The sequence below is a fragment of the Paludibacterium sp. genome (genome assembly GCF_019232825.1).
Taxonomy (GTDB): domain Bacteria; phylum Pseudomonadota; class Gammaproteobacteria; order Burkholderiales; family Chromobacteriaceae; genus Paludibacterium.
On sequence record NZ_JAFAND010000159.1, the window covers coordinates 25,705 to 47,613 of the forward strand.

The 21,909-nt window shown below is 61.9% G+C and carries 20 protein-coding genes and 3 tRNA genes; 18 read left to right on the forward strand and 5 right to left on the reverse strand.

Features of this window, described 5'->3' with window-relative positions; translation table 11 throughout:
- Nucleotides 1-58: 58 nt before the first annotated feature.
- From JOZ06_RS20350 to JOZ06_RS20360, 3 genes are all read left to right on the forward strand, one after another.
- Nucleotides 59-1,357, forward strand: a complete 1,299-nt coding sequence (locus tag JOZ06_RS20350; RefSeq protein ID WP_293235847.1) for an NAD(P)/FAD-dependent oxidoreductase — start codon at nt 59-61, stop codon at nt 1,355-1,357.
- Between the two features lie 26 nt (nt 1,358-1,383).
- Entirely contained in the window at nt 1,384-1,695 is a 312-nt protein-coding gene (locus JOZ06_RS20355; protein ID WP_293235849.1) for a cupin domain-containing protein, read from the forward strand.
- 122 nt (nt 1,696-1,817) lie between these two features.
- Entirely contained in the window at nt 1,818-1,955 is a 138-nt protein-coding gene (locus JOZ06_RS20360; protein ID WP_293235851.1) for a hypothetical protein, read from the forward strand.
- Nucleotides 1,956-2,006: 51 nt separating this feature from the next.
- On the opposite strand, the gene JOZ06_RS20365 is transcribed toward JOZ06_RS20360, so the two are convergent.
- Entirely contained in the window at nt 2,007-2,843 is an 837-nt protein-coding gene (locus JOZ06_RS20365; protein WP_293235853.1) for an SPOR domain-containing protein, read from the reverse strand.
- Between the two features lie 134 nt (nt 2,844-2,977).
- On the opposite strand from JOZ06_RS20365, the gene ndk reads away from it, so the two are divergent.
- From ndk to JOZ06_RS20430, 13 genes are all read left to right on the forward strand, one after another.
- Nucleotides 2,978-3,403 (forward strand): nucleoside-diphosphate kinase, encoded by a 426-nt coding sequence (gene ndk, locus JOZ06_RS20370; protein ID WP_293235855.1) that lies wholly within the window; start codon nt 2,978-2,980, stop codon nt 3,401-3,403.
- A 51-nt stretch (nt 3,404-3,454) separates the two neighbouring features.
- The gene (gene rlmN, locus JOZ06_RS20375) at nt 3,455-4,549 is read left to right on the forward strand and encodes a 23S rRNA (adenine(2503)-C(2))-methyltransferase RlmN (protein WP_293235857.1); all 1,095 of its coding nucleotides are present in this window, start codon (nt 3,455-3,457) and stop codon (nt 4,547-4,549) included.
- Nucleotides 4,546-5,283 carry a type IV pilus biogenesis/stability protein PilW gene (pilW, locus tag JOZ06_RS20380; protein WP_293235859.1) on the forward strand — a complete coding sequence of 246 codons (738 nt, stop codon included), beginning with the start codon at nt 4,546-4,548 and terminating at the stop codon, nt 5,281-5,283. The genes rlmN and pilW overlap by 4 nt, the downstream gene beginning before the upstream one ends.
- A gap of 3 nt (nt 5,284-5,286) precedes the next feature.
- Nucleotides 5,287-6,255: a helix-turn-helix domain-containing protein gene (locus tag JOZ06_RS20385; RefSeq protein ID WP_293235861.1), complete on the forward strand. Its 969-nt coding sequence runs from the start codon at nt 5,287-5,289 to the stop codon at nt 6,253-6,255.
- Between the two features lie 18 nt (nt 6,256-6,273).
- Nucleotides 6,274-7,554: a flavodoxin-dependent (E)-4-hydroxy-3-methylbut-2-enyl-diphosphate synthase gene (gene ispG, locus JOZ06_RS20390; RefSeq protein WP_293235863.1), complete on the forward strand. Its 1,281-nt coding sequence runs from the start codon at nt 6,274-6,276 to the stop codon at nt 7,552-7,554.
- Between the two features lie 36 nt (nt 7,555-7,590).
- Nucleotides 7,591-8,862 (forward strand): histidine--tRNA ligase, encoded by a 1,272-nt coding sequence (gene hisS, locus JOZ06_RS20395; RefSeq protein ID WP_293235865.1) that lies wholly within the window; start codon nt 7,591-7,593, stop codon nt 8,860-8,862.
- Nucleotides 8,863-8,875: 13 nt separating this feature from the next.
- Complete coding sequence (locus JOZ06_RS20400; protein WP_293235867.1) at nt 8,876-9,505, forward strand: tetratricopeptide repeat protein; 630 nt, start codon at nt 8,876-8,878, stop codon at nt 9,503-9,505.
- A 3-nt stretch (nt 9,506-9,508) separates the two neighbouring features.
- The gene (bamB, locus tag JOZ06_RS20405; RefSeq protein WP_293235869.1) at nt 9,509-10,651 is read left to right on the forward strand and encodes an outer membrane protein assembly factor BamB; all 1,143 of its coding nucleotides are present in this window, start codon (nt 9,509-9,511) and stop codon (nt 10,649-10,651) included.
- Between the two features lie 11 nt (nt 10,652-10,662).
- Complete coding sequence (gene der / locus JOZ06_RS20410; RefSeq protein WP_293235871.1) at nt 10,663-12,081, forward strand: ribosome biogenesis GTPase Der; 1,419 nt, start codon at nt 10,663-10,665, stop codon at nt 12,079-12,081.
- 89 nt (nt 12,082-12,170) lie between these two features.
- Complete coding sequence (hfq, locus tag JOZ06_RS20415) at nt 12,171-12,431, forward strand: RNA chaperone Hfq (protein WP_293235873.1); 261 nt, start codon at nt 12,171-12,173, stop codon at nt 12,429-12,431.
- 86 nt (nt 12,432-12,517) lie between these two features.
- The gene (hflX, locus tag JOZ06_RS20420; protein WP_293235875.1) at nt 12,518-13,651 is read left to right on the forward strand and encodes a ribosome rescue GTPase HflX; all 1,134 of its coding nucleotides are present in this window, start codon (nt 12,518-12,520) and stop codon (nt 13,649-13,651) included.
- Between the two features lie 255 nt (nt 13,652-13,906).
- Entirely contained in the window at nt 13,907-15,058 is a 1,152-nt protein-coding gene (locus JOZ06_RS20425) for an ATP phosphoribosyltransferase regulatory subunit (protein WP_293235877.1), read from the forward strand.
- A 35-nt stretch (nt 15,059-15,093) separates the two neighbouring features.
- Nucleotides 15,094-16,389: an adenylosuccinate synthase gene (locus JOZ06_RS20430; protein WP_293235879.1), complete on the forward strand. Its 1,296-nt coding sequence runs from the start codon at nt 15,094-15,096 to the stop codon at nt 16,387-16,389.
- A 106-nt stretch (nt 16,390-16,495) separates the two neighbouring features.
- On the opposite strand, the gene JOZ06_RS20435 is transcribed toward JOZ06_RS20430, so the two are convergent.
- Nucleotides 16,496-16,582 (reverse strand) — tRNA-Leu (locus JOZ06_RS20435).
- Nucleotides 16,583-16,702: 120 nt separating this feature from the next.
- Between JOZ06_RS20435 and pncB the strand changes: the two genes are divergently transcribed.
- Nucleotides 16,703-17,917, forward strand: coding sequence for a nicotinate phosphoribosyltransferase (gene pncB, locus JOZ06_RS20440; protein WP_293235881.1), 1,215 nt, complete (start codon nt 16,703-16,705; stop codon nt 17,915-17,917).
- A gap of 12 nt (nt 17,918-17,929) precedes the next feature.
- On the opposite strand, the gene JOZ06_RS20445 is transcribed toward pncB, so the two are convergent.
- The 3 genes from JOZ06_RS20445 to JOZ06_RS20455 form a co-directional block, all read right to left on the reverse strand.
- Nucleotides 17,930-18,988 carry an oxidoreductase gene (locus JOZ06_RS20445; RefSeq protein WP_293235883.1) on the reverse strand — a complete coding sequence of 353 codons (1,059 nt, stop codon included), beginning with the start codon at nt 18,986-18,988 and terminating at the stop codon, nt 17,930-17,932.
- 112 nt (nt 18,989-19,100) lie between these two features.
- Nucleotides 19,101-19,187 (reverse strand) — tRNA-Leu (locus tag JOZ06_RS20450).
- A gap of 49 nt (nt 19,188-19,236) precedes the next feature.
- Nucleotides 19,237-19,323 (reverse strand) — tRNA-Leu (locus tag JOZ06_RS20455).
- Between the two features lie 69 nt (nt 19,324-19,392).
- Between JOZ06_RS20455 and rnr the strand changes: the two genes are divergently transcribed.
- Nucleotides 19,393-21,621, forward strand: a complete 2,229-nt coding sequence (gene rnr, locus JOZ06_RS20460) for a ribonuclease R (protein ID WP_293235885.1) — start codon at nt 19,393-19,395, stop codon at nt 21,619-21,621.
- Nucleotides 21,622-21,909 lie beyond the last annotated feature (288 nt).

Genomic DNA, 21,909 nt, shown 5'->3' on the forward strand with positions numbered 1-21,909 from the left:
GGTTGGCTATGCAGAGAATCTTTGAATCCTGCGCCCTTGGGGCGGAAAGTGTCCGCGTATGTTGAACCGTATCGTTATCGTCGGCGGCGGCGCCGGCGGCTTGGAGCTGGCTTGCCGATTGGGCCGCAAGCTGGGCCCGCAGCAAGTGACGTTGATCGACGCCAATCCCTTTCATGTCTGGAAGCCCTCGTTGCATGAGGTGGCGGCCGGCACGCTCGATATCCATCAGGAGGGGCTGTCCTACTCGATGCTGGCGCACGACAACGGCTTTACCTTCGTGTTCGGCGCCATGACCGCGCTGGATCGCGGCGCGCGTCAAGTCGTGGTGAGCGAGACGCGCGCGGCCGACGGCATGGTCATTCTGCCGCAGCGGTCGATCGACTATGACCTGCTGGTGCTGGCGGTCGGCAGCGAGTCCAACTATTTCGGCGTGGCGGGTGCCGCCGAGCATACCTTGTCGCTCAATGGACCGGCCGACGCCGAATGGTTCCGCCTGCGCATGCTCAAGTTGTTGACGCTGGCCAATACGGACAAAGCGCAGGACCCGCAGGCCGGGGTTCAGGTGGTGATCATCGGCGGTGGCGCCACCGGCGTCGAGCTTGCCGCCGAATTGCGCGAGGCGAGCGAAGTGCACGGCCGTTACGGCTATCCGCGGCTCGATCCGCGTCAAGACGTGCGCATCACGCTGCTGGAAGGCGCGCCGCGCATTTTGGCGCCGCTGCCGGAGCGCGTTTCGCACAAGGCGACGCAATTGTTGGCCGAGCGCCGCGTGACGGTGCGGACACAGTGCCAGGTGACCCGCATCGAGGCCGACCGGGTGACCGATGCCGACGGGCAGGTCTATCCGGCCGATCTGATCGTCTGGGCGGCGGGCATCAAGGCGCCTGCTTGGCTGACGACGCTCGGCCTGCCGCAGGGAAAGAACGGCCAGTTGCGGGTGGATCGGCGTCTGCGCGTGGAGGGCTGCCAGGACATCATGGCGCTTGGCGATTGTGCCGCGTGCGAGTATGCGGACGGCAAGTGGGTACCGCCGCGGGCGCAAAGCGCTCACCAGCAGGCGGATTATTTGGCCCGCGTCCTGCTGGCGCGGCAGCAAGGGCGGGCGGAACCCGCCGACAGTTATGTCTACCGCGATTACGGTTCGTTGGTGTCGATGGGGACGCAAACGTCGGTGGGGAGCTTGATGGGCAATCTCTTCGGCGCCACGTGGTTCGTCGAGGGGCTGCTCGCGCGCTGCATGTATGTGAGCCTGCATTTGCTGCACCACCGTGCGGTGCTGGGCGCGCCGCGCACGGCGCTGCTCGCGCTGGCGCGGTTTTTGGTCAAGCGGACCCGGCCGCTGGTCAAGCTGCACTGATGCCGGGAAATTGTTGGGGAAAATCCATGTTGGAATTTATTTTGCATGCCCTGCCGGCGCAGGGGCGCCGGCAGGTGCCGGATACCGATCATGTGCTGGCGCAGATAAACGCCTCGCAACTGTTGCTGATCAATCTGGTGCCGGGCGAGTACGCCTTCGAGGTCCATCCGCGCGCGGAATATCTGCTTTGTCTGACCGGCACGCTGGTGTTGGAGGATGAGCACGGCCGGCAAGCGGCGGCGCGGGAAGGGGAAATGGTGGAAATTCCGCCCGGTTTGCGGCATCGATTCGCCCCGACGGCGGATGCGGTAATCGTTACGGTGGCGCAAGGGGGGTGAGCGCTCGCGCGACATTTTTTACCTGTCCTTTTTGACAGTTTGGCGGGGCGCTGTGACATTGAATTTTAATACTGCTTTGCTATAACCAGACTTCCCCTTTTATGTAATTGGGAGATTGCAACATGGATGAACATGATGCCGACGAGCCTCTGCTGGCGCCATCCAAAGACAATCTCGATTTGATGAGTGCGATGGAGAGAGAGGCCTTTGCGGATTCGATCCGTGACGAGTGGGACCAGGACAGCTATCTGGTTGCCTGAGTCACCCGTCGAAAGGCAAGATGATCCCGCAGCGACCCGCTGCGGGATTTTTTATTGCCCGCCGCCCGGCACGCTCAGCATGGGCGCGTAACCCATGGCGCGCAGTTTGGCCATCGCTTGTTCGGCTTCGGCCCGTGTGCGGAAAGGCGCCAAGTGCACGCGCGTTTCGCTTTGCACGTCGATGCCCTTGCTCTTGAGCTCGCTGATCAGCTTCTGCGCGTTTTCCAGGCTGTTGAACAGACCCAGTTGCACGTTGTAGCCCATCGAGGCGCCGGATGGGCGGGCCGCGGCGGCGGCTTGCGGCTCGATCGGCTGCACGGCTGGCGCCTGCGCGGGCAGTGGCGGTTGCACCAAGGTTGCCGTGCCCGGCGCGCGGTAAGGCGGGGTGCCGGCGGGCAAAGGGGCGGCGGGCATCTTGGCGGCGCGGGCGGTGTCGCGCGCCGGCGCGGCCGAGATCGGCGCGGTGGGGACCGCGACCATGTTGTGATGCGTCGGCGCCTGGTTGCTCGCAGGCGCCACGGCGGGCGGCGGGTTGACGGCGTTAGGCAGCGACAAAGGCGGCGTGGCGGTCATGCCGGGGGTTTGGCTGACATCCGGACCGGTCGGCGCCGTGCCGGCCGGTTGGCTGCTGGCGACCGGTGCGCTGGCGGTCGGCGCGCTGGCGGGCGTCGGCGGCGTCGCGGCGAGCCCGGCGGAGCTGACGATATTGCCCGCGCCGTTGTCGGCCGCGCTGTCCTTTTTGCCGGTCAGGCTGTCGAGCAGCGGAATGGCGGCCAGCGCGAGACCGACGAGGGCGGCGGCAATGGCCAGCCGTACCTTGAGTTTGGCGCCGAAGTCGGAGGCGTCGTCGTCTTCGTATGGGGGTGGGTCTCTACGCGGTTCGCTCATTGTGCTTAATTTTTATGCGGCAAATAGCCAAAAAGGCTGGTAATATAATCGGTTCCGTAAATTCGGCGAAAACCCGTGCTGGCACGCAATGCTGTGCCAGTTTAGCCAGTCATCAAGGTAATTGGGAGATTTATATGGCAATTGAACGCACCCTGTCCATCGTTAAACCGGATGCCGTGGGTAAAAATGTGATCGGCAAGATCTACGACCGTTTCGAGTCCGCCGGTCTGAAGGTGGTTGCCGCGCGCATGAAGCAACTGTCCCGCGCCGAAGCGGAAGGTTTTTACGCCGTGCACAAGGAACGCCCGTTCTTCAAGGATCTGGTCGATTTCATGGTGTCCGGCCCGGTGATGATCCAGGTGCTGGAAGGCGACGACGCCGTGCAGAAAAACCGCCAGCTGATGGGCGCCACCGATCCGAAGAAGGCTGAAGGCGGCACCATCCGCGCCGATTTCGCCGATTCGATCGACGCCAATGCCGTTCATGGTTCCGATAGCGCCGAAAACGCCGCCATCGAAGTGGCGTACTTCTTCGCCGCTTCCGAAATCTGCTCCCGTTGATTCAAGATGGCGGCCGTTTCGGCGGCCGCCATGTTTGCTGTAGAGAAACGCATGAAAACCAACCTGCTCGACTTCAATCTGGCTCAGCTCACCGATCACTTTGCCGCGATGGGCGAAAAGACCTTCCGCGCCAAACAGATCATGCGCTGGATGCACCAGATGGGCGAGGACGACTTCGACGCCATGACCGATATCGCCAAGACCCTGCGCGCCAAGTTGCAGGCTTCGGCGGAGGTGCGGGTCCCGTCCTTGATGGCCGCGCAGGAAGCCAGTGACGGCACCCGCAAGTGGCTGCTCGACGTCGGGACCGGGAATGGGGTGGAAACCGTGTTCATTCCCGAAGACGACCGCGGCACCTTGTGCGTGTCTTCCCAGGTGGGGTGTGCGCTCGAATGCACGTTCTGCTCCACCGGCCGCCAAGGCTTCAACCGCAATCTCAGCACCGCCGAGATCATCGGCCAGCTATGGTGGGCGAATAAGGCGATGGGCGTGACGCCGAAGAACGAGCGCGTGATTTCGAACGTGGTGATGATGGGCATGGGCGAGCCGCTGGCCAATTTCGACAACGTGGTGTCGGCCTTGCAGATCATGCTTGACGATCATGCTTATGGTCTGTCGCGCCGTCGTGTTACGCTTTCCACTTCCGGGTTGGTGCCGCAGATCGACCGTCTGTCGGCGGCGTGTCCGGTGGCGTTGGCGGTCAGCCTGCACGCGCCCAACGATGCGATTCGCGATCAGATCGTGCCGATCAACAAGAAATATCCGTTATCCGAATTGATGGCGGCATGCCGGCGTTATCTCGAATTCGCGCCGCGCGATTTCATCACTTTCGAGTACGTGATGCTTGACGGGGTCAACGACAGGCCCGAACATGCCCGGCAACTGTTGCAACTGGTGCGCGACGTGCCGTGCAAGTTCAACTTGATTCCGTTCAACCCCTTCCCGAACTCGGGCTATGGCCGGTCGAGCAATAACGCGATCCGCGCGTTCCGCGAAATATTGCAAGACGCAGGGGTGGTGGTGACGGTGCGCAAGACGCGCGGCGACGACATCGACGCCGCCTGCGGGCAGTTGGCGGGGCAGGTGATGGACAAGACGCGGCGTCAAGAAAAGTGGATCCGGATTGCGGAGAGCGGCTCAGAGTGAAAAAATGGTGGCAAAGCGCGGCATGGTTGATGATGGCTATCCCGGCCGGCGCGTTTGCCACTTCGCTGGATCATGAGCTAGCTTCGTTGCATACTCGTCTGGCGTTTGAATATGTGACGGCCGGTCAACCGGGCTTGGCGCTCGACGCCGCGAGCAAGGCGGTGGCAACCGGCCGGGACTACGCGCCGGCTTGGCTGGCCCGCGCACACGTCAATGCCGTGCTGACCCGTCGTGACGATGCCGAGCGGGATTTTCGCCAAGCGTTGGCGCTGACGCCGGAGAATGGCGAGGCGAACAATAATTTTGGCTTGTTTCTTTGTCTGAGCGGCCGTTGGCAAGACGGAGCGCGACATTTGACACGGGCTTTGTCGGATCCGCGTTACGGGGCGCGCGAAACGGCTTATTTGAATTTGGGCCGCTGCAGTCTCATGGCAGGGGAGACGCAGCAGGCGGTTGAGCATTGGTTGGCTGCTCTGCGGGCAAAACCGGCATATCCGTCGGCGTTGCGCCAGTTGGCGGTCATGTATACGAACCAGGGGAGCGTTGAACGAGCGTCATATTACTTTGGCCGTCTGATTGAGCATGCCGGGCCGCTTGAAGCCGACGATCTCCTGCTGGGGGTGCGGTTGGCGCGGTTGTCCGGGGATCGTGTCCGGGAAGAGGCTTATAGCGGCGAGTTGCACACTCGCTTTCCGGACTCCAGGGAAACACAGCAGTTGTTGAGCGGGATCTGATGGATGGAACAACAGTCCGAACAGAATAATCAGCCGGATCCGGTAAGCGTTGGTAGAGCTTTGCGCGCGGGGCGCGAAGCCGCCGGGTTGTCTCTGAACGAAGTGGCCGAACGGCTCAAACTGTCGTTGCGACAGTTGGATGCCATCGAGCGCGATGATTTCGATGCCCTGCCGGGGGCGACGTTCGTGCGCGGGTTTGTACGCAATTACGCTCGTTTTCTAGAAATCGATCCGGCACCGCTGATGGAGGCGCTCGATGCGCATTTCCCGTCGGCGGCGACCGAAGTGGCGAATTTGGCGCGCGAGGAACAGGCCGAGCCGCCGCAAACCAAGACCGGCATCAGCTCCGGTACCTGGATGGTGGTGGGGCTCGTCGGCGTGGTGTTGGGCGCCAGCGCGTTGTGGATCTTTGGCCATCGCAGCGAGCCGCAGCCTGATCTGACCCCGGTGGTCAGCCCGCAGACGGCTTCCGATCTGGCCGCGGCGGCATCCGTGCCCGCGCCGGCCTCCGCGGCGATGGCGCTCAATGCGGCGTCGGCGCCCGCTGCCAAGGCCGCTTCGGCGCCGGCAGCGGCCAAGCCGGCCTCCAGCCCGGCCGCGGATGCGTCGGCGGCTGCCGCGCGCGCCAAGGCCAAAGCGTTGGCCGCGGCCAAGGCTGCGGCGGCGAAGCAAAATGCCAGCAAGGCGGCTAGCCGGGCCGCTTCGGCGCCGGGCGCCAAGTCCTCGAGCGCCGCATCCGGACGGATTTCGGTTTCGGTGACCGAGCCTGCCTGGGTTGCCGTGACGGATGCGGACGGCAACAAATTGGTGTACTCGATGGTGGTGCCGGGCGCGCCGCGCGACGTGAGCGGCGTGCCGCCGTTCAAAGTACGCGTCGGCAACGCCGACAAAGTGACGCTGACCTACAACGGTCAAGGTGTGGATCTGGCCGAGCATACGCACGGCACGACAGCAAACGTGGAACTCAAATAGCGACAGGGCAGTTTGTTTATGGATAGCGTGATCATCGCGCGCCGCCCCACCCGTCAAGTACGAGTGGGGCATGTTCTTGTTGGCTCGCAGGCGCCTGTGGTGGTGCAGTCGATGACCAACACCGATACCGCCGACGCGCAAGCGACGGCCGATCAGGTTTTCGCCCTGGCGGACGCCGGTTCGGAACTGGTGCGCATTACCGTCAATTCGCCGGAGGCCGCCGCGGCGGTGGCCGAGATCCGTCAGCGTCTGGACGACCGTGGCTGCGACGTGCCCTTGGTCGGCGATTTCCACTTCAACGGCGATCGCCTGTTGCGCGAATTTCCGGCTTGCGCCCGCGCGCTGGCCAAATACCGCATTAACCCCGGCAACGTCGGCAAGGGCGCCAAAGGGGACGACAAATTTGCTTTCATGATCCGCACGGCGGTCGAACACGACAAACCGGTGCGTATCGGCGTCAACTGGGGCAGCCTGGACGCCGCGCTGGCTTCGCGCATGATGGACGCCAACAGCCGCCTAGCCGCGCCGTTGCCGGCAGAGCAGGTGATGCGCGAGGCCTTGATCGTTTCGGCGCTGGAGAGCGCCGAAAAGGCGATCGAGCTCGGCTTGTCGCCGGACCGGATTCTGCTGTCGTGCAAAGTCAGCCACGTGCAGGATTTGATCAGCGTGTACCGCGATTTGGCGCGCCGTTGCGATTTTCCGCTGCACCTGGGGCTCACCGAAGCGGGGATGGGCACCAAGGGCGTGGTGGCGTCGAGCGCGGCGCTTGCCGTGTTGCTGCAAGAGGGTATCGGCGACACCATCCGTATTTCGCTGACCCCGGCGCCGGGCGAATCGCGTACGCGTGAAGTGGTGGTGGCGCAGGAATTGCTCCAGACGATGGGGCTGCGTTCGTTCACGCCGCTGGTGACGGCTTGCCCCGGTTGCGGTCGCACCACCAGCACGTTGTTCCAGGAACTGGCGGAGCGCATTCAAACTTATCTGCGCGCGCAAATGCCCGTGTGGCGTTTGCAGTATCCGGGCGTGGAGGAAATGAAGGTGGCGGTGATGGGCTGCGTGGTCAACGGCCCGGGCGAGTCCAAGCTGGCCGATATCGGTATCTCGCTGCCCGGCACCGGCGAAGTGCCGGTGGCGCCGGTGTATATCGATGGACAGAAGGACGTGACGCTCAAGGGCGATGACATCGCCGAGGCCTTTACCCGCATCGTGGACCAGTATGTGGCGTCGCGTTTCGGTGAAGGCGGCAGCCGCCGCGCCGCGGCGCCCGCCGCCAAAACCATACCGATCCGCCAGGTGTGACCGGCAAATCGACAATAAAGACAAAGATAGAAAACAATGGCACAAAAAATCCAGGCGGTGCGCGGCATGAACGACGTGCTGCCGTCCGAATCCCCGCAGTGGCTGTATCTTGAATCCGTCTTGCGCACCTTGTTGAACGACTATGGTTACCAGCATATTCGCACGCCGATGTTGGAAATCACGCCGTTGTTCGTGCGCTCGATCGGCGAAGTGACCGACATCGTCGAGAAGGAGATGTACACCTTCACCGACTCGCTCAACGGCGAAAGCCTGACGCTGCGCCCGGAAGGGACCGCGAGCGTTCTGCGCGCCATTGTCGAGCATAATCTGCTGTATAACGCCACGCAGCGGTTGTGGTACACCGGCCCGATGTTCCGCCACGAGCGGCCGCAGAAGGGACGCTACCGGCAATTCCACCAGACCGGTGTCGAGGTGCTGGGTTTTCCGGGACCGGATATCGATGCCGAGATTCTGCTGATGACGGCCGATCTGTGGCACCGGCTGGGCATCGCCGATTACGTCGAGTTGCAGATCAACACGCTCGGCAACCGCGAGGAGCGCGGCGCCCATCGCACCGCGCTGATCGCATATCTGGAGCAGCACGTCGAGCGCCTGGACGAAGACGGCAAACGCCGCTTGTATACCAATCCGCTGCGCGTGCTCGATACCAAGAACCCCGATTTGCAGGCGATCTGCGATGCTGCGCCGCGTCTGATCGACTATCTCGGCGCCGCGTCCCGCGCGCACTATGAGGGTTGGAAGGTCATGCTCGACGCCCTGGGGCTCCGTTACGTGGAGAATCCTCGTTTGGTGCGCGGGCTCGACTATTACAATCTATCGGTCTTCGAGTGGGTGACGAGCGAACTGGGCGCGCAAGGCACGGTATGCGCCGGCGGCCGTTACGATGGCCTGGTGGAAGAGCTGGGCGGCAAGCCGACGCCGGGCATCGGCTTCGGCATGGGCATGGAGCGCATCCTGCTCTTGTTGCAAGACAAGGGCTTGATCCCCGCGGTGTCCGGCGTGGACGTCTATCTGGTTCAGCAGGGCGAGGGCGCGCCGCTCTATGCGATGCAGCTGGCGAAACAGTTGCGCGCCGCCGGGGTGTCGGTGATGCAGCACCTGGGCGAGGGCAGTTTCAAATCGCAAATGAAAAAGGCCGACGCGTCGGGTGCCGCCTATGCGGTGATCGTCGGCGAAAACGAAATGGCCACTGGTACCGCCATCGTGAAGCCTCTGCGTGTCGACGCCGAGCAGCGTACCGTGGCGTGTGCGGATGTGGCCGCGGCCGTCGCCGCTTTGAAAGTGTGAGAGGGAGGGCGCGATGGCGTTCGATTTGCAGGAACAAGAACAGATTGACTCGCTGAAGGTATTTTGGAATCAGTGGGGTAAATGGGTGGTTGCCGGGGTCGGCTGCTTGGCGATCGGCTATCTCGGCTACAAGGCGTACAACCTGTATCAGGCGCGTCAGGTCGAGGCGTCGGCCGCGGTCTACGTTTCGCTGGAACAGGCCGCCGGCGCGCAGGATCTGGCCAAGGTCAAAGCAGGCGCGGCCAGCATCGAAGCCGATTACGCGACGTCGCCGTTTGCGCCGCGCGCCGCTTTCCTGGCGGCCAAGGCAGGTTTCGACAAAAACGACCTGGCGTATGCCCGCGACCAACTGAACTGGGTTGCGACCCACGCCAAGGAGCCGGCGCTGGTTTCGTTGGCGCAGTTGCGCCTGGCTAACGTATTGCTGGATCAAAAGCAATATGACGCCGCCGTGGCTCAACTGAATTTGGCGCATGAGCCCGCGTTCGATGCGCTGTATTTCGACGCCAAGGGCGACGTATTCGCCATCAAGGGCGACAAGAGCGCCGCGCGCGATGCCTACCAGGCCGCCCTGGCCAAATTGGCCAGCGATGCGCCAAGCCGTGAATATATCCAGACAAAACTCGATGCCCTGGGAGGCTGATTGATGCTGCGTCAACGTCTGCTGTTGGTGTTGTTGTCCACTTCGATGCTGGGTGGTTGCGCCAGCTGGTTTCAGTCTTCGTCCCGCCCCGCGCCGACAGAACTGACCGCTATTCACGCGATTCAGCCGCTGAAGGTGCAGTGGTCGGAATCGCTGTCGTCCGACGTGCCCGGGAGCTTCCTGCCGGTGTATGACCGCGGTGACGTGCTGGTGGCGGACGCCGATGGCGGCATTCGCACCTTCAACGCCGACAGCGGCCATCAAACCGCGCGGCTCGACCTCAAGCGCGCCTTGTCCGCCGGTGTCGGCGTGGCCGGCAATACACTACTGGTCGGTACGGCCGACGGCAATTTGCTCGCCGTGGATCGCGCCAGCGGCAAGACGCTGTGGCAACAGCGTCTGACCAGCGTCACGCTGGAAGCGCCCGCGGTCGGCGGCGATGTGGTCGTGGTACGCACCAACGACGACCGCGTGAGCGGATTTCAGCTCGCCGACGGCAAATTGCTCTGGTCGCAGACGCATTTCCAACCCGAGTTGACCGTGCGTAACGTCGGTTCGCTCAATATGGTCGGTGCCGATGCGGTGCTGGCCGGGCTCGCTGGCGGCAAACTGCAGGTCCTGTCGCCGCAGAACGGCAACGTGCTGTGGGAGGGCGTGGTGGCCACGCCCAAGGGCGCGACCGAACTTGAACGCGTCAGCGACGTGGTCAGCCGGCCGCAGTATGCCAATCAGCAAGTGTGCGCCGTGGCCTATCAGGGCCGCGTCGCCTGCTTTGACGCGCGCTCCGGCAATCTGATCTGGGCACGCGAAGTGTCGTCCAGTCATGGCATCGCGCTGGACGAGCAAAACGTGTATGTCACCGATGAGGATGATTCGGTGTTGGCGTTCGATCGCCAAACGGGACGCAACGTCTGGAAACAGGATGCGCTCAAATATCGTGGTTTGTCGGGCCCGGCAATGCTTGGCCGCTTCGTGCTGGTGGTGGATGCGCAGGGTTACGCGCACCTCTTGTCCAACGAAAGCGGCAGCATCGTCGGCCGTGTTGGTGTCGGTACCGATGGCCAGACCGCACAACCCGTATCGCTGGGCACGTCGGCGTTGGTCAAGGGACCGAACGGCCGCCTGGTGATGCTGTCACTTGGATAATGCAGTTTTAGATGAAACCAACTGTTGCTTTGGTCGGCCGCCCCAACGTGGGCAAGTCGACCCTGTTTAACCGGCTGACGCGCAGCCGCGACGCACTAGTGGCCGATCAGCCGGGCTTGACCCGCGATCGCCACTACGGGCACGGCCGCGTTGGCGATAAGCCTTATCTCGTGATCGATACCGGCGGCTTCGAGCCGGTGGTGGACGAGGGCATCCTGTTCGAGATGGCTAAGCAGACCTTGCAGGCCGTCGACGAGGCGGACGCGGTGATTTTCCTGGTGGATGGCCGCACTGGCCTGACGCCGCAGGATAAAATCATCGCCAACCGGCTGCGGCAGCTCAATCGGCCGGTGCATCTGGTGGTCAACAAGGCGGAAGGCGTCAGCCAATCGATTGCCGGCGCCGAGTTCCACGAACTGGCGTTGGGCGAACCGTGGGCGATTTCTTCCGCCCATGGCGACGGTGTGCGCGAACTGATGGATCGCGTGCTGGAACCGTTCCCGGAAGAGGAGGAGGAAACGCCGTCGCGGTACCCGAAGTTCGCGGTGATCGGCCGGCCGAACGTGGGCAAGTCGACGCTGGTGAACACCATCCTGGGCGAAGAGCGGGTGATTGCCTTCGACCACCCGGGAACCACGCGCGACAGTATTTATATTGATTTCGAGCGCGCCGGCCAGCCCTACACGATCATCGACACCGCCGGTGTGCGCCGTCGCACCAAGATCGACGAGGCGGTCGAGAAGTTCTCCGTGGTCAAGACCATGAAGGCGATCGAGGATGCCAACGTCGCCGTGCTGGTGTTGGATGCGCAACAGGACATCTCCGAGCATGACGCCACCATCGCCGGCTTTGCGCTCGAAGCAGGCCGGGCGCTGGTGGTGGCGGTGAACAAATGGGACCATCTCGACAATGAGAAGAAAGAACAGATCAAGCGCGACATCGCGCGCAAGCTGACTTTCCTCGATTTCGCCAAGTTCCATTATATTTCCGCCCTGGAGGGGCGCGGCGTGGGCGATCTGTTCAAGTCGATCGATGGCGCGTATCAGGCGGCGATGGCCAAGCTATCGACGCCGAAGCTCACCCGGGTATTGGAAGTGGCGATCGAGCGCCAGGCACCACCGCGCGTGGGGCCGGTACGGCCGAAAATGCGTTATGCCCACCAAGGCGGGATGAACCCGCCGATCATCGTTGTGCATGGCAATGCGCTCGACCATGTGCCGGATAGCTATACTCGCTATCTGGAACATACATTCCGCAAGGTGTTCAAACTCGAGGGCACGCCGTTGCGTGTTCAATACAAGACGGGCGAAAACCCGTTCGATAAGGAAGACGCCAAGCACAAACCCAAATTGTCGCCGCTGGCGAAGTACAAAACCAAGCTGGCCGAAAAGCAGGCGCGCGATAAGCGTATGAAAGACGTGAAAAAATAGTACACTGGTATGATTTCTGCTAAAACGTAAGCGTGTAGCCGGGCTTGGCAGTTAATCATTAAAACAATCGACGTTTCGGAGAATAACGAATGAGCTCAAAAGGGCAAATGTTACAAGACCCGTTCCTGAATACTCTGCGCAAGGAACATGTCCCGGTTTCCATCTATCTGGTAAACGGTATTAAGTTGCAGGGGCAAGTCGAATCTTTCGACCAATACGTGGTGCTGCTGAAAAACACCGTGACGCAAATGGTGTATAAGCATGCCATTTCCACCGTGGTGCCCGCTCGTCCGGTCAATATTCCGCACGAACACTACACCACGCAGAAGTTGGATCAAGCGGAAGAGTAATTCCTTCCTCCAGCGGGGCCGGCGTTCCGTACTCCCATGGAGTGTGGCGTTGGCCCTTTTTCATTGCTTAATAGAGAAGGCTGATAGTGTTTGATCGTCCGGAAGTGGGTGATAAAGCGGTGGTGGTGTGCCTCGACTTCGGTACGCCGGATTTCGCCGAAGATGTCGCCGAGTGTGTAGAGCTGGTTACCAGCGCCGGGGTGGATGTGGCCGAGACCGTGACCGCCAAGCGCCAGCGTCCCGACGCGGCGCTATTTGCCGGCAAGGGCAAAGTCGAGGAGATCGCCGCCGTGGTGCGTGCGGCGAACGCCACCGTGGCGATCTTTAACCACCAGCTGTCGCCGGCGCAGGAGCGCAACCTGGAGCGGGCGCTGCAGTGCCGGGTGATCGACCGCACGAGTCTGATTCTGGACATCTTCGCGCAGCGGGCGCGCAGCCATGAAGGCAAGCTGCAGGTCGAGTTGGCGCAGTTGTCGCACCTGGCCACGCGCCTCGTGCGCGGCTGGACGCACCTTGAGCGGCAGAAGGGGGGTATCGGTCTGCGCGGCCCGGGCGAGACCCAGCTTGAGACCGACCGCCGCTTGCTCGGCAACCGCGTCAAACTGCTCAAGGACCGCTTGCGCCATGTCGAGCGCCAGCGCAATACGCAACGGCGCGGCCGGCAGCGCTCCGGCGTGCCGTCGTTGTCCATCGTCGGCTATACCAACGCCGGCAAATCCACGCTGTTCAATAGCCTGACCAAGGCCAAGAGCTACGCCGCCGATCAGTTGTTCGCCACGCTGGATACCACCAGCCGCAAGCTGTACCTCGGCCCGGAGGCGTCGATCGTGCTGTCGGATACCGTCGGCTTCATCCGCAACCTGCCCCATACCCTGGTCGCCGCCTTCCGCGCCACGCTGGAAGAAACGGTGCAGGCCGACATGCTGCTGCATGTGGTCGATGCCGCCAACCCTATGCGCGAAATGCAACGGGATGAGGTGGACAAGGTGTTGGGCGAAATCGGCGCCGACGGCGTGCCGCAACTGATCGTTTGGAACAAAATCGACCTGAAGGGGCAGGCGCCCGGCATCGAGCGCGATGCGGACGGAATGCCTGTGGCGGTGCGGGTTTCGGCGTTGACGGGCGCGGGCTTGGAGCTGCTGCGCGCGGCGCTCATCGAGCGGTTGTCGTCAGCCGACAGCGCCGATGAGTCAGCGGGCGAGGCGCTGTCCTGGCAATAATGTTTTGTTTTTATCTGAGCATATTCTGCAAGATGTGCGTAGAATACTGCCTGAAGAGCGTGGGCGTTTTTGCGCCCACGTCATTCACAGAAGCCGCGGTGCTTGGCACTGCCGGCTCGGGCCGATAAAAACCGGTTCACGGTTCGGCTGCAACACCAACTCTCATTCCCGGTGACTTCGCGTTCGGCCCCGGCTTGCGCGCGTCCCGGTAACAGGCGGGTCTTTGTCCCGCCTTTTATTGTGTTTCAGACGACTATGCGAAATTGGCTGTTACCTGAATATATCGCCGATATTCTGCCGGCGACCGCGCGCCAGTTGGAGACCGCCAAGTCTTCCATGCTGGAGCTGTTCCGCACGGCCGGCTACGAATTGGTGTTGCCGCCGATGATCGAATACATCGACGCGTTGGTCGCCGAGGGCGATGATTCGCTCGAGATGAAGACCTTCAAGCTCGACGATCAGCTGTCGGGTCGCCAAATGGGCTTGCGGGCGGACATTACGCCGCAAGTGGCGCGTATCGATGCGCATCTGCTGGCTGAGCGCACCGGTGTTACTCGGTTGTGCTATGCAGGAAGCGTGGTGCATACACGCCCGGCGGGCTTGATGAGTTCGCGTGAGCCGTTGCAGGTCGGCGCCGAGCTCTATGGCTTCGCCGGCATTGAGGCGGATCTGGAGATCATTCGCCTGGCCTTGGCGACCTTGGATCAGGTGGCTGTGCCCAATCCGCGCCTCGATATCGGCAACATTGCCATTTTCCGCGGCTTGGCCGCGGCTGCCGGGCTCGATCCGGCCTTGACCCGCGACGTCTTCACGGCGTTGCGCAGCAAGGATGCGGCGGGCGTGTCGCTGCTGGTGCAAGGCGTCGCCGAGCCGTATCGCAGCGCTTTTATCGCGCTGCCCGAACTGTATGGCCCACGCGCCGTGCTCGACCGCGCGCGCAGCCGGCTGCCGTCGATTCCCGAGGTGGATCAAGCGCTAGGCCAATTGCAGGCGCTGGCGCAGACGCTGGAGGATCGTGTCGAGATCAGCATCGATTTGACCGAATTGCGCGGCGCCGCGTATCACACCGGGCTGATGTTCGCCGTCTACGCGCCGGGTTGGCCGGATGAGTTGGCCCGTGGCGGCCGTTACGACAATGTCGGGCGCCGCTTTGGCCGCGCGCGTCCCGCCACCGGCTTTAGCCTGGATCTGCGCGACCTGTTGCGCATCTTGCCGGAGCGCGACAGCGCGCGCGGCATCCGTGTGGCGGCGCGCGACGCCGATGCCGCCGCGACCGAAGTGGACACGCTGCGCCGGTCCGGCGAAGTGGTGATCGTCGATTACCTGGGCGAGTCCGCCACCGCGCTCAATTGCGACCGTGAATTGGTCGCTGGTGCGGCTGGCTGGCAGGTTGTCCCGTTTAACTGATTTTTGTAGCAAGACAGAGAGAAGGATTCTTTCCTATGTCCAAGAACGTTGTCGTGATTGGGACCCAGTGGGGTGATGAAGGCAAGGGCAAGATCGTTGACTGGCTGACCGATCACGCTCAGGGCGTGGTGCGTTTTCAAGGCGGCCACAATGCGGGCCATACGCTGGTGGTGAACGGCAAGAAAACCGTGTTGCGCCTGATTCCGTCCGGCATTTTGCGCGAGGGCGTCGAATGCTTCATCGGCAATGGCGTGGTGTTGTCGCCCGAAGCCCTGTTCAAGGAAATCGACGAGCTGGAGGCGGCGGGCGTGAGCGTCAGCGGCCGACTGAAGATCGCCGAGGCCTGCCCGCTGATTCTGCCGTATCACATCGCGCTCGATCAGGCGCGTGAAGCCGCCAAGGGCGCGAGCAAGATCGGCACGACCGGTCGCGGCATTGGCCCGGCTTACGAGGATAAGGTGGCGCGCCGCGCGCTGCGTGTCGGCGATTTGTTCGATCCGGCCCGTTTCGCCGACAAGCTGCGCGAAAACCTGGCGTTCTACAACTTCCAGTTGACTCAGCTTTACAAGGCCGATGCGGTCGAGTTTGACGATGTTTATCCGACCATCATGCAACTGGCCGAGCGGCTGAAGCCGATGGTGGCCGACGTGTCGCGCACGCTGTACGAGATGAACAAGGCCGGCAAGCCGTTGCTGTTCGAAGGGGCGCAAGGCACGCTGCTCGATATCGACCACGGCACCTATCCGTACGTGACCTCGTCCAATTGCGTGGCCGGCGCGGCGGCGCCGGGCGCCGGCGTGGCGCCGCAGATGCTCAACTACGTGCTGGGCATCGTCAAGGGCTACACGACCCGGGTGGGTTCCGGTCCGTTCCCGACCGAGCAGGAAAACGAGGTGGGCAGTTTTCTGGCGCAGCGCGGCAACGAGTTCGGTTCGGTCACCGGCCGGCCGCGTCGCTGCGGCTGGTTCGATGCGGCGCTGCTCAAGCGCTCGATCCAGATCAATGGCGTCTCCGGCCTGTGCGTGACCAAGCTCGACGTCATGGACGGTTTGGAAACCATCAACTTGTGCGTCGGCTATAAACTCGACGGCGAGACGGTAGACATCTTCCCGGTCGGCGCCGATGCCGTGGCGGCCTGCGAACCGATTTACGAAACCCTGCCCGGCTGGAGCGAATCCACCGTCGGCTTGAAGCGCTGGGATGACTTGCCGGCCAACGCCCGCGCTTATCTCAAGCGCATCGAGGCGTTCTGCGGCGCGCCGGTGGACATCGTTTCGACCGGTCCCGATCGCGAGGAAACCATCGTGCTGCGCCATCCGTTTGGCCTGTAACGCGCGGCGATGACAAAACCCCGGCCAGGCGACTGCCTGACCGGGGTTTTTCTTTGTTCGAAGCAAAAACACCCTTTGAGCGTGCTCAAAGGGTGTTTTTGAAATTTGGTGCCCAGGAGAAGACTCGAACTTCCACAGTGTTGCCACCGCTAGGACCTGAACCTAGTGCGTCTACCAATTCCGCCACCTGGGCTATGACTGCTCGGGAAATACCCTGCAGCCGAGAGGGGAGACTATATCCATAATGTACTATGGTGTCAAGCCGGGTCGCATGATACATTGGACCGGCTGCAGACAGGTATGGAGAAGTCGGATGTCATCGCAATATGTAGTGCGCAGTTTGCTGGAAAACGATCTGTATAAATTCACGATGTGGCAGGCCTTGCTGCATCAGAATCCCGGCGCCACGGCGGAATATGCCTTCGTCTGCCGCAATCAGACGGCCTTTCCGCTTTCAGAACTCAAAAACGAGATCGATGCAGAGCTCGACCACCTGTGCGACATGCTGTTCAGCCAGGAGGAGCTCGATTTTCTCAGTAGCCTGCGTTACATCAAGAGCGATTTCGTCGACTTTCTCAATGTCTTTCGATTTCAGCGCCGCTTCATCAAGGTCGGGGTGGAGGGCGAAACGCTGACCATCACGGCCAAAGGGCCGCTGGTGCACGTGATGGGCTTCGAGATCTTCGTGCTCTACATCGTCAATGAGCTGTACTTCCGCCGTTTGTCCGCCGGGCGGGAGGAGGAGATTTTGGAGGAGGGGCGTCGTCGATTGGTGCGCAAAATCGCCGCCATGCGCGCGGCCCCCGAACCGGTCGATGGCATCAGCCGCTTTGCTTTCTCGGATTTCGGCCTGCGCCGGCGTTACAGCGGCGTTTGGCACGATGAGGTGATCGGCACGCTGCAGCGGGCGCTGCCGGACGCGTTCCCCGGCACGTCCAATGTTTACCAGGCGATGCGTTACAACCTGCTGCCGATCGGCACCATGGCACATGAGTACATGCAAGCGCATCAAGCCTTCGGCACGCGGCTGCGCGATTTTCAAACCGCGTCGCTGGAGAGCTGGGTACATGAATTCCGCGGCGACTTGGGTATCGCATTGACCGACGTGGTCGGCATGGATGCCTTCTTGAACGACTTCGATTTGTACTTCGCCAAACTGTTCGACGGTTTGCGCCATGATTCGGGCGATCCGTACGTCTGGGGCGAAAAGGCCATCGCTCACTACCGTTCGCTGCGCATCAATCCGTTGACCAAGCGTTTGGTGTTTTCCGACGGCTTGACCGTAGAGCGCGCCTTGGCGCTCTACGAGTATTTTGCCGGGCGCATCCAGGTCGGCTTCGGCATTGGCACGCATCTGACCAACGACTTGGGACCCGCGCCGCTGAACATCGTGATGAAGCTGGTGAACTGCAATGATCAGCCGGTGGCCAAATTGTCCGATTCGCCCGGTAAGACGCTGTGCAGCGACGAGACCTTCCTTGCGTATCTGCGCCAGGTGTTTAACCACCCGGCGCCTCCTGGGGTTTAGTGGCTGTAGACGCTAGCTCAATGCCTCGCTGGGGGGCAGTGCGACCTCGCAGCCCTCGCACTGGCTTTGCACCACGGCCTCGATGACCTGAATCACGCGGGCGGCTTCCAGCGCGGTGACCGGGTTGGCGCCGGTGCCGTGAATCGCGTCGCGTACCGCGGCGTAATAGGCGACGTAGTTCCCGGTGGCGATGACGGGACGCGCCGATTGCGGCGGCTCCTCGCCGGCCAGCCACAGCTCGGCCGGCTGTGTGTCGATGCCGAAATCGGGCGCCGTGGGCAAGATGCCTTGCTTGAGCGCGCCTTCCTGCGTGTCCAGCCCATGCTTGATGAAGCTTGCTTTGCTGCCGTGCACGGTCAGCCGCGGCGAGCCGCCCACGACCAGGCAGCTGGCCTGCAGATCGGCGACGAAGTTCGGATAACGCAAGCGCACGTCGAAGAAATCATCCACCTGCGAGCCGTCGCGCTGGCGCTGCAGGATGCCGTGCACCGCTTGCGGCATGCCGAACAGCAATAGCGCCTGATCCACCAAATGAGCGCCCAGGTCGAACCACAAGCCGGCGCCTGGCCGGTCTTCCTCGCGCCAGCGCTGGCGGATTTGCGGCCGGTAGCGGTCAAAGCGCGATTCGAAACGGCTGATGCGGCCGAGCGTGCCGTCCGCCAGTAGCGCGCGCAAGGTCAAGAAATCGGAATCCCAGCGGCGGTTGTGGAACGCCGATAGCACGCGGTGGACTTGATTTGCGAGCGCGTGCAGGCGCAGCGCCTCGTCCAGCGTGGTGGTAAACGGTTTGTCGATCACGACATGTTTGCCGGCCAATAGCGCATCGCGCGCCTGGCTAAAGTGTAATTCGTTCGGGCTTGCGATCACCACCAGATCGATGGCGGGATCGGCCAAGGCTTGCTCAAGCGTCGGCACGATCTGGCAGTCTGGGCGCTCGGCGCGGATCTCGTCGCCACGCCGGCTAACGAGGGTGTGAAGCTTCAGTCCTGGGGTCGCATCGATCAGCGGTGCGTGAAATGTCTTGCCGGCATAGCCGTAGCCCGACAAGGCGACATTCAGGGTAGGGGACATGACGTATCTCGCGGTTGGATGAACGACGAGAATGGATCAGCACAGGCGAAAAGGCAATGCGCCAGGCCGCGGCGGACAATAAAAAAACCCGCTTGCGCGGGTTATTTTCATTTGGTGCCCAGGAGAAGACTCGAACTTCCACAGTGTTGCCACCGCTAGGACCTGAACCTAGTGCGTCTACCAATTCCGCCACCTGGGCATACCTTCAAATTTTATACAGCAGGACACTCAGCGACATTATAATCAGCTGGTGCCCAGGAGAAGACTCGAACTTCCACAGTGTTGCCACCGCTAGGACCTGAACCTAGTGCGTCTACCAATTCCGCCACCTGGGCTTGCTTATGCTGTATCATCGCAGCGGCACTGCTCGCTGCGAAGTGCGAATTATATTGACCTTACAGAGGATGTCAATGGTCGCCAAACAAAAAAAAGCCAAAACACCGATGCTTCGCCAACAAGACCCTTTTCTTGAGCGCGAAAAACTCAAATATCCCAATCCCTTGCCGAGCCGAGAGTTTCTGCTTTCCATTCTCTCCGAGCAAGGCGTGCCGTTATTCCCCGACGAGCTGGCCCAAATGCTGTCCATTAAACGCTCGGAGCGGGAGTTTTTCGATCGGCGCCTGGGCGCGATGGAACGCGCTGGGCAAATCATCATCAACCGCAAGGGCGCGGTCTGTGTTTCCCATAAGCTCGATCTGGTCAAATGCAAGGTGCTTGGTCATCGCGACGGTTACGGTTTCGCCGTGCCGGAAGACGGCGAGGGCGAGGACATCTTTCTGCCAGAGCGCGAAATGCACAAGGTGCTGCATGGCGACCGCGTCATGGTGCGCATCACCGGCACCGACCGGCGCGGCCGACAGGAAGGCAGCATCGCCGAAGTGCTGGAACGCGCGGTCAACCAGGTGGTCGGCCGCATCTATCAAGAGCGCGGCGTCTGGTTCTTCGTGGCCGAGGACCGTCGCATCAACCAGGACATCCTGATCGAGCAGGGCGGCGAGCGCAAGGCGCGGCATGGCCAGGTGGTGATGGTGGAAATCCTGGTGCAGCCGGATAGCCATCGCCAGGCCATCGGTCGGGTGTTGGAGATCCTGGGCGATTACGCCGACCCCGGCATGGAGATTGAGATCGCGCTGCGCAAACATGCGCTGCCGCACCGCTTCAGCCAAGCCGCCGAGGCGCAGGCCCAAAAGACGCCCGCCAAGGTACGCAAGATCGACTTGAAGGATCGCGTCGACCTGCGCGATGTGCCGCTGGTGACGATTGACGGTGAAACCGCGCGCGACTTCGACGATGCCGTCTATGCCGAACGCGTCGGCAAGGGGTTTCGTTTGGTGGTGGCGATTGCCGACGTCAGCCATTATGTCCAGCCGGGCGATGCGCTGGATCAGGATGCCTACGAGCGCGGCACCTCGGTCTATTTCCCGCGGCGTGTAATTCCGATGCTGCCCGAGGCGCTGTCCAACGGTATTTGCTCGTTGAATCCGGACGTCGAGCGGCTGTGCATGGTGTGCGATATGCAGATCAATGCCAAGGGGCAGGTGAAGAGTTACCGTTTCTACCCCGCCGTGATGCGTTCGCGCGCGCGTTTGACTTATACCCAGGTGTGGGAGTGGCTGAGCAAAGGCGGCAAGACGCCGTTGATGGATCAGTTGCAGACGTTGTACGAATTATTCAAGGTGCTGCTGGCCGCGCGCGAGAAGCGCGGCGCTATCGATTTCGACACCACTGAAACCCAGATGATCTTCAACGATGACGGTAAGATCGACCGCATCGTGCCGGTGGTGCGCAACGATGCGCATCGTCTGATCGAGGAGTGCATGTTGGCCGCCAACGTCTGTGCCGCCAACTTCATCGAGGAACACAAGCACAAGTGTCTGTATCGCGTGCACGAAGGTCCGACCGACGACCGGCTGGAAAATCTGCGCGCCTATCTACGCCTGGCCGGGCTTCAGCTCGGCGGCGGCGAGCGGCCGGGCGCCAAGGACTACGCCGCCTTGGCCGACAAGATCCGTTCCCGTCCGGATGCGCTGATGTTGCAGACCATGCTGTTGCGCTCGATGCAGCAGGCGGTCTACACGCCGGACAATGCCGGTCACTTCGGTCTGTCCTATGAGGCGTATACGCACTTTACTTCGCCGATTCGCCGTTATCCGGACCTGTTGGTCCATCGCACACTCAAGGCGATTTTGCTTGGCGAAACCTATAAGCCGGGTAAGTGGGCGCTATTGGGAGAGCACTGCTCGATGACCGAACGCCGCGCCGACGACGCCAGCCGCGACGTCGAGTCGTGGCTCAAGACGTATTACATGCGCGACAAGATCGGCGAGGTGTTCAGCGGCAAGATCAATGCCGTCACCAGCTTCGGCGTGTTCGTTCTGCTTAACGATGTTTACGTCGAGGGGTTGGTGCACATCTCCGAGCTTGGCAAGGATTACTTCCATTTCCGCAAGGATATTCAGGCGATTGTCGGTGAGAAGAGCGGCATGCGTTATCAGCTGGGGGATCCGCTGACGGTCAAGGTGGTGCGCGCCGACTTGGAAAGCGCCAAGGTCGACTTTCAGTTGGTGCGGGAAAAGCCGAAGGCGGATGAGCCAGCGCCGGCCCGATCGAAAGGCCGACGCGCGCCGAGATGATCGTATTTGCGCGCTAAAAAAGGATGGGTGTGAACCCGTCCTTTTTTATTTTCTTGCCGATCAACGGTTTGCGCTCTTGCAGCGATTTTGTCGCCAAATAGGGGTTGACGCCCCTAAGCAGGGTGGGTATAGTTCGCCTCCTCGCTGCAGCAACACAACGCAGCACCGCTCTTTAACAGAACAGAACAACCGATAGGTGTGAGTGCCGGGGGAGCCCGACACTTGCACTGCAAGAGACAGAAAGTAACCTTCGGGTTTCTTTGAAGTCCTTGCGTGCCAAAGTACGAA

Coding starts and splice junctions, on each gene's coding strand:
- JOZ06_RS20350 (WP_293235847.1), top strand. CDS start 59: ATGTTGAACCGTATCGTTATCGTCGGCGGCGGCGCCGGCGGCTTGGAG.
- JOZ06_RS20355 (WP_293235849.1), top strand. CDS start 1,384: ATGTTGGAATTTATTTTGCATGCCCTGCCGGCGCAGGGGCGCCGGCAG.
- JOZ06_RS20360 (WP_293235851.1), top strand. CDS start 1,818: ATGGATGAACATGATGCCGACGAGCCTCTGCTGGCGCCATCCAAAGAC.
- JOZ06_RS20365 (WP_293235853.1), bottom strand. CDS start 2,843: ATGAGCGAACCGCGTAGAGACCCACCCCCATACGAAGACGACGACGCC.
- ndk (WP_293235855.1), top strand. CDS start 2,978: ATGGCAATTGAACGCACCCTGTCCATCGTTAAACCGGATGCCGTGGGT.
- rlmN (WP_293235857.1), top strand. CDS start 3,455: ATGAAAACCAACCTGCTCGACTTCAATCTGGCTCAGCTCACCGATCAC.
- JOZ06_RS20385 (WP_293235861.1), top strand. CDS start 5,287: ATGGAACAACAGTCCGAACAGAATAATCAGCCGGATCCGGTAAGCGTT.
- ispG (WP_293235863.1), top strand. CDS start 6,274: ATGGATAGCGTGATCATCGCGCGCCGCCCCACCCGTCAAGTACGAGTG.
- hisS (WP_293235865.1), top strand. CDS start 7,591: ATGGCACAAAAAATCCAGGCGGTGCGCGGCATGAACGACGTGCTGCCG.
- JOZ06_RS20400 (WP_293235867.1), top strand. CDS start 8,876: ATGGCGTTCGATTTGCAGGAACAAGAACAGATTGACTCGCTGAAGGTA.
- bamB (WP_293235869.1), top strand. CDS start 9,509: ATGCTGCGTCAACGTCTGCTGTTGGTGTTGTTGTCCACTTCGATGCTG.
- der (WP_293235871.1), top strand. CDS start 10,663: ATGAAACCAACTGTTGCTTTGGTCGGCCGCCCCAACGTGGGCAAGTCG.
- hfq (WP_293235873.1), top strand. CDS start 12,171: ATGAGCTCAAAAGGGCAAATGTTACAAGACCCGTTCCTGAATACTCTG.
- JOZ06_RS20425 (WP_293235877.1), top strand. CDS start 13,907: ATGCGAAATTGGCTGTTACCTGAATATATCGCCGATATTCTGCCGGCG.
- JOZ06_RS20430 (WP_293235879.1), top strand. CDS start 15,094: ATGTCCAAGAACGTTGTCGTGATTGGGACCCAGTGGGGTGATGAAGGC.
- pncB (WP_293235881.1), top strand. CDS start 16,703: ATGTCATCGCAATATGTAGTGCGCAGTTTGCTGGAAAACGATCTGTAT.
- JOZ06_RS20445 (WP_293235883.1), bottom strand. CDS start 18,988: ATGTCCCCTACCCTGAATGTCGCCTTGTCGGGCTACGGCTATGCCGGC.
- rnr (WP_293235885.1), top strand. CDS start 19,393: ATGTCAATGGTCGCCAAACAAAAAAAAGCCAAAACACCGATGCTTCGC.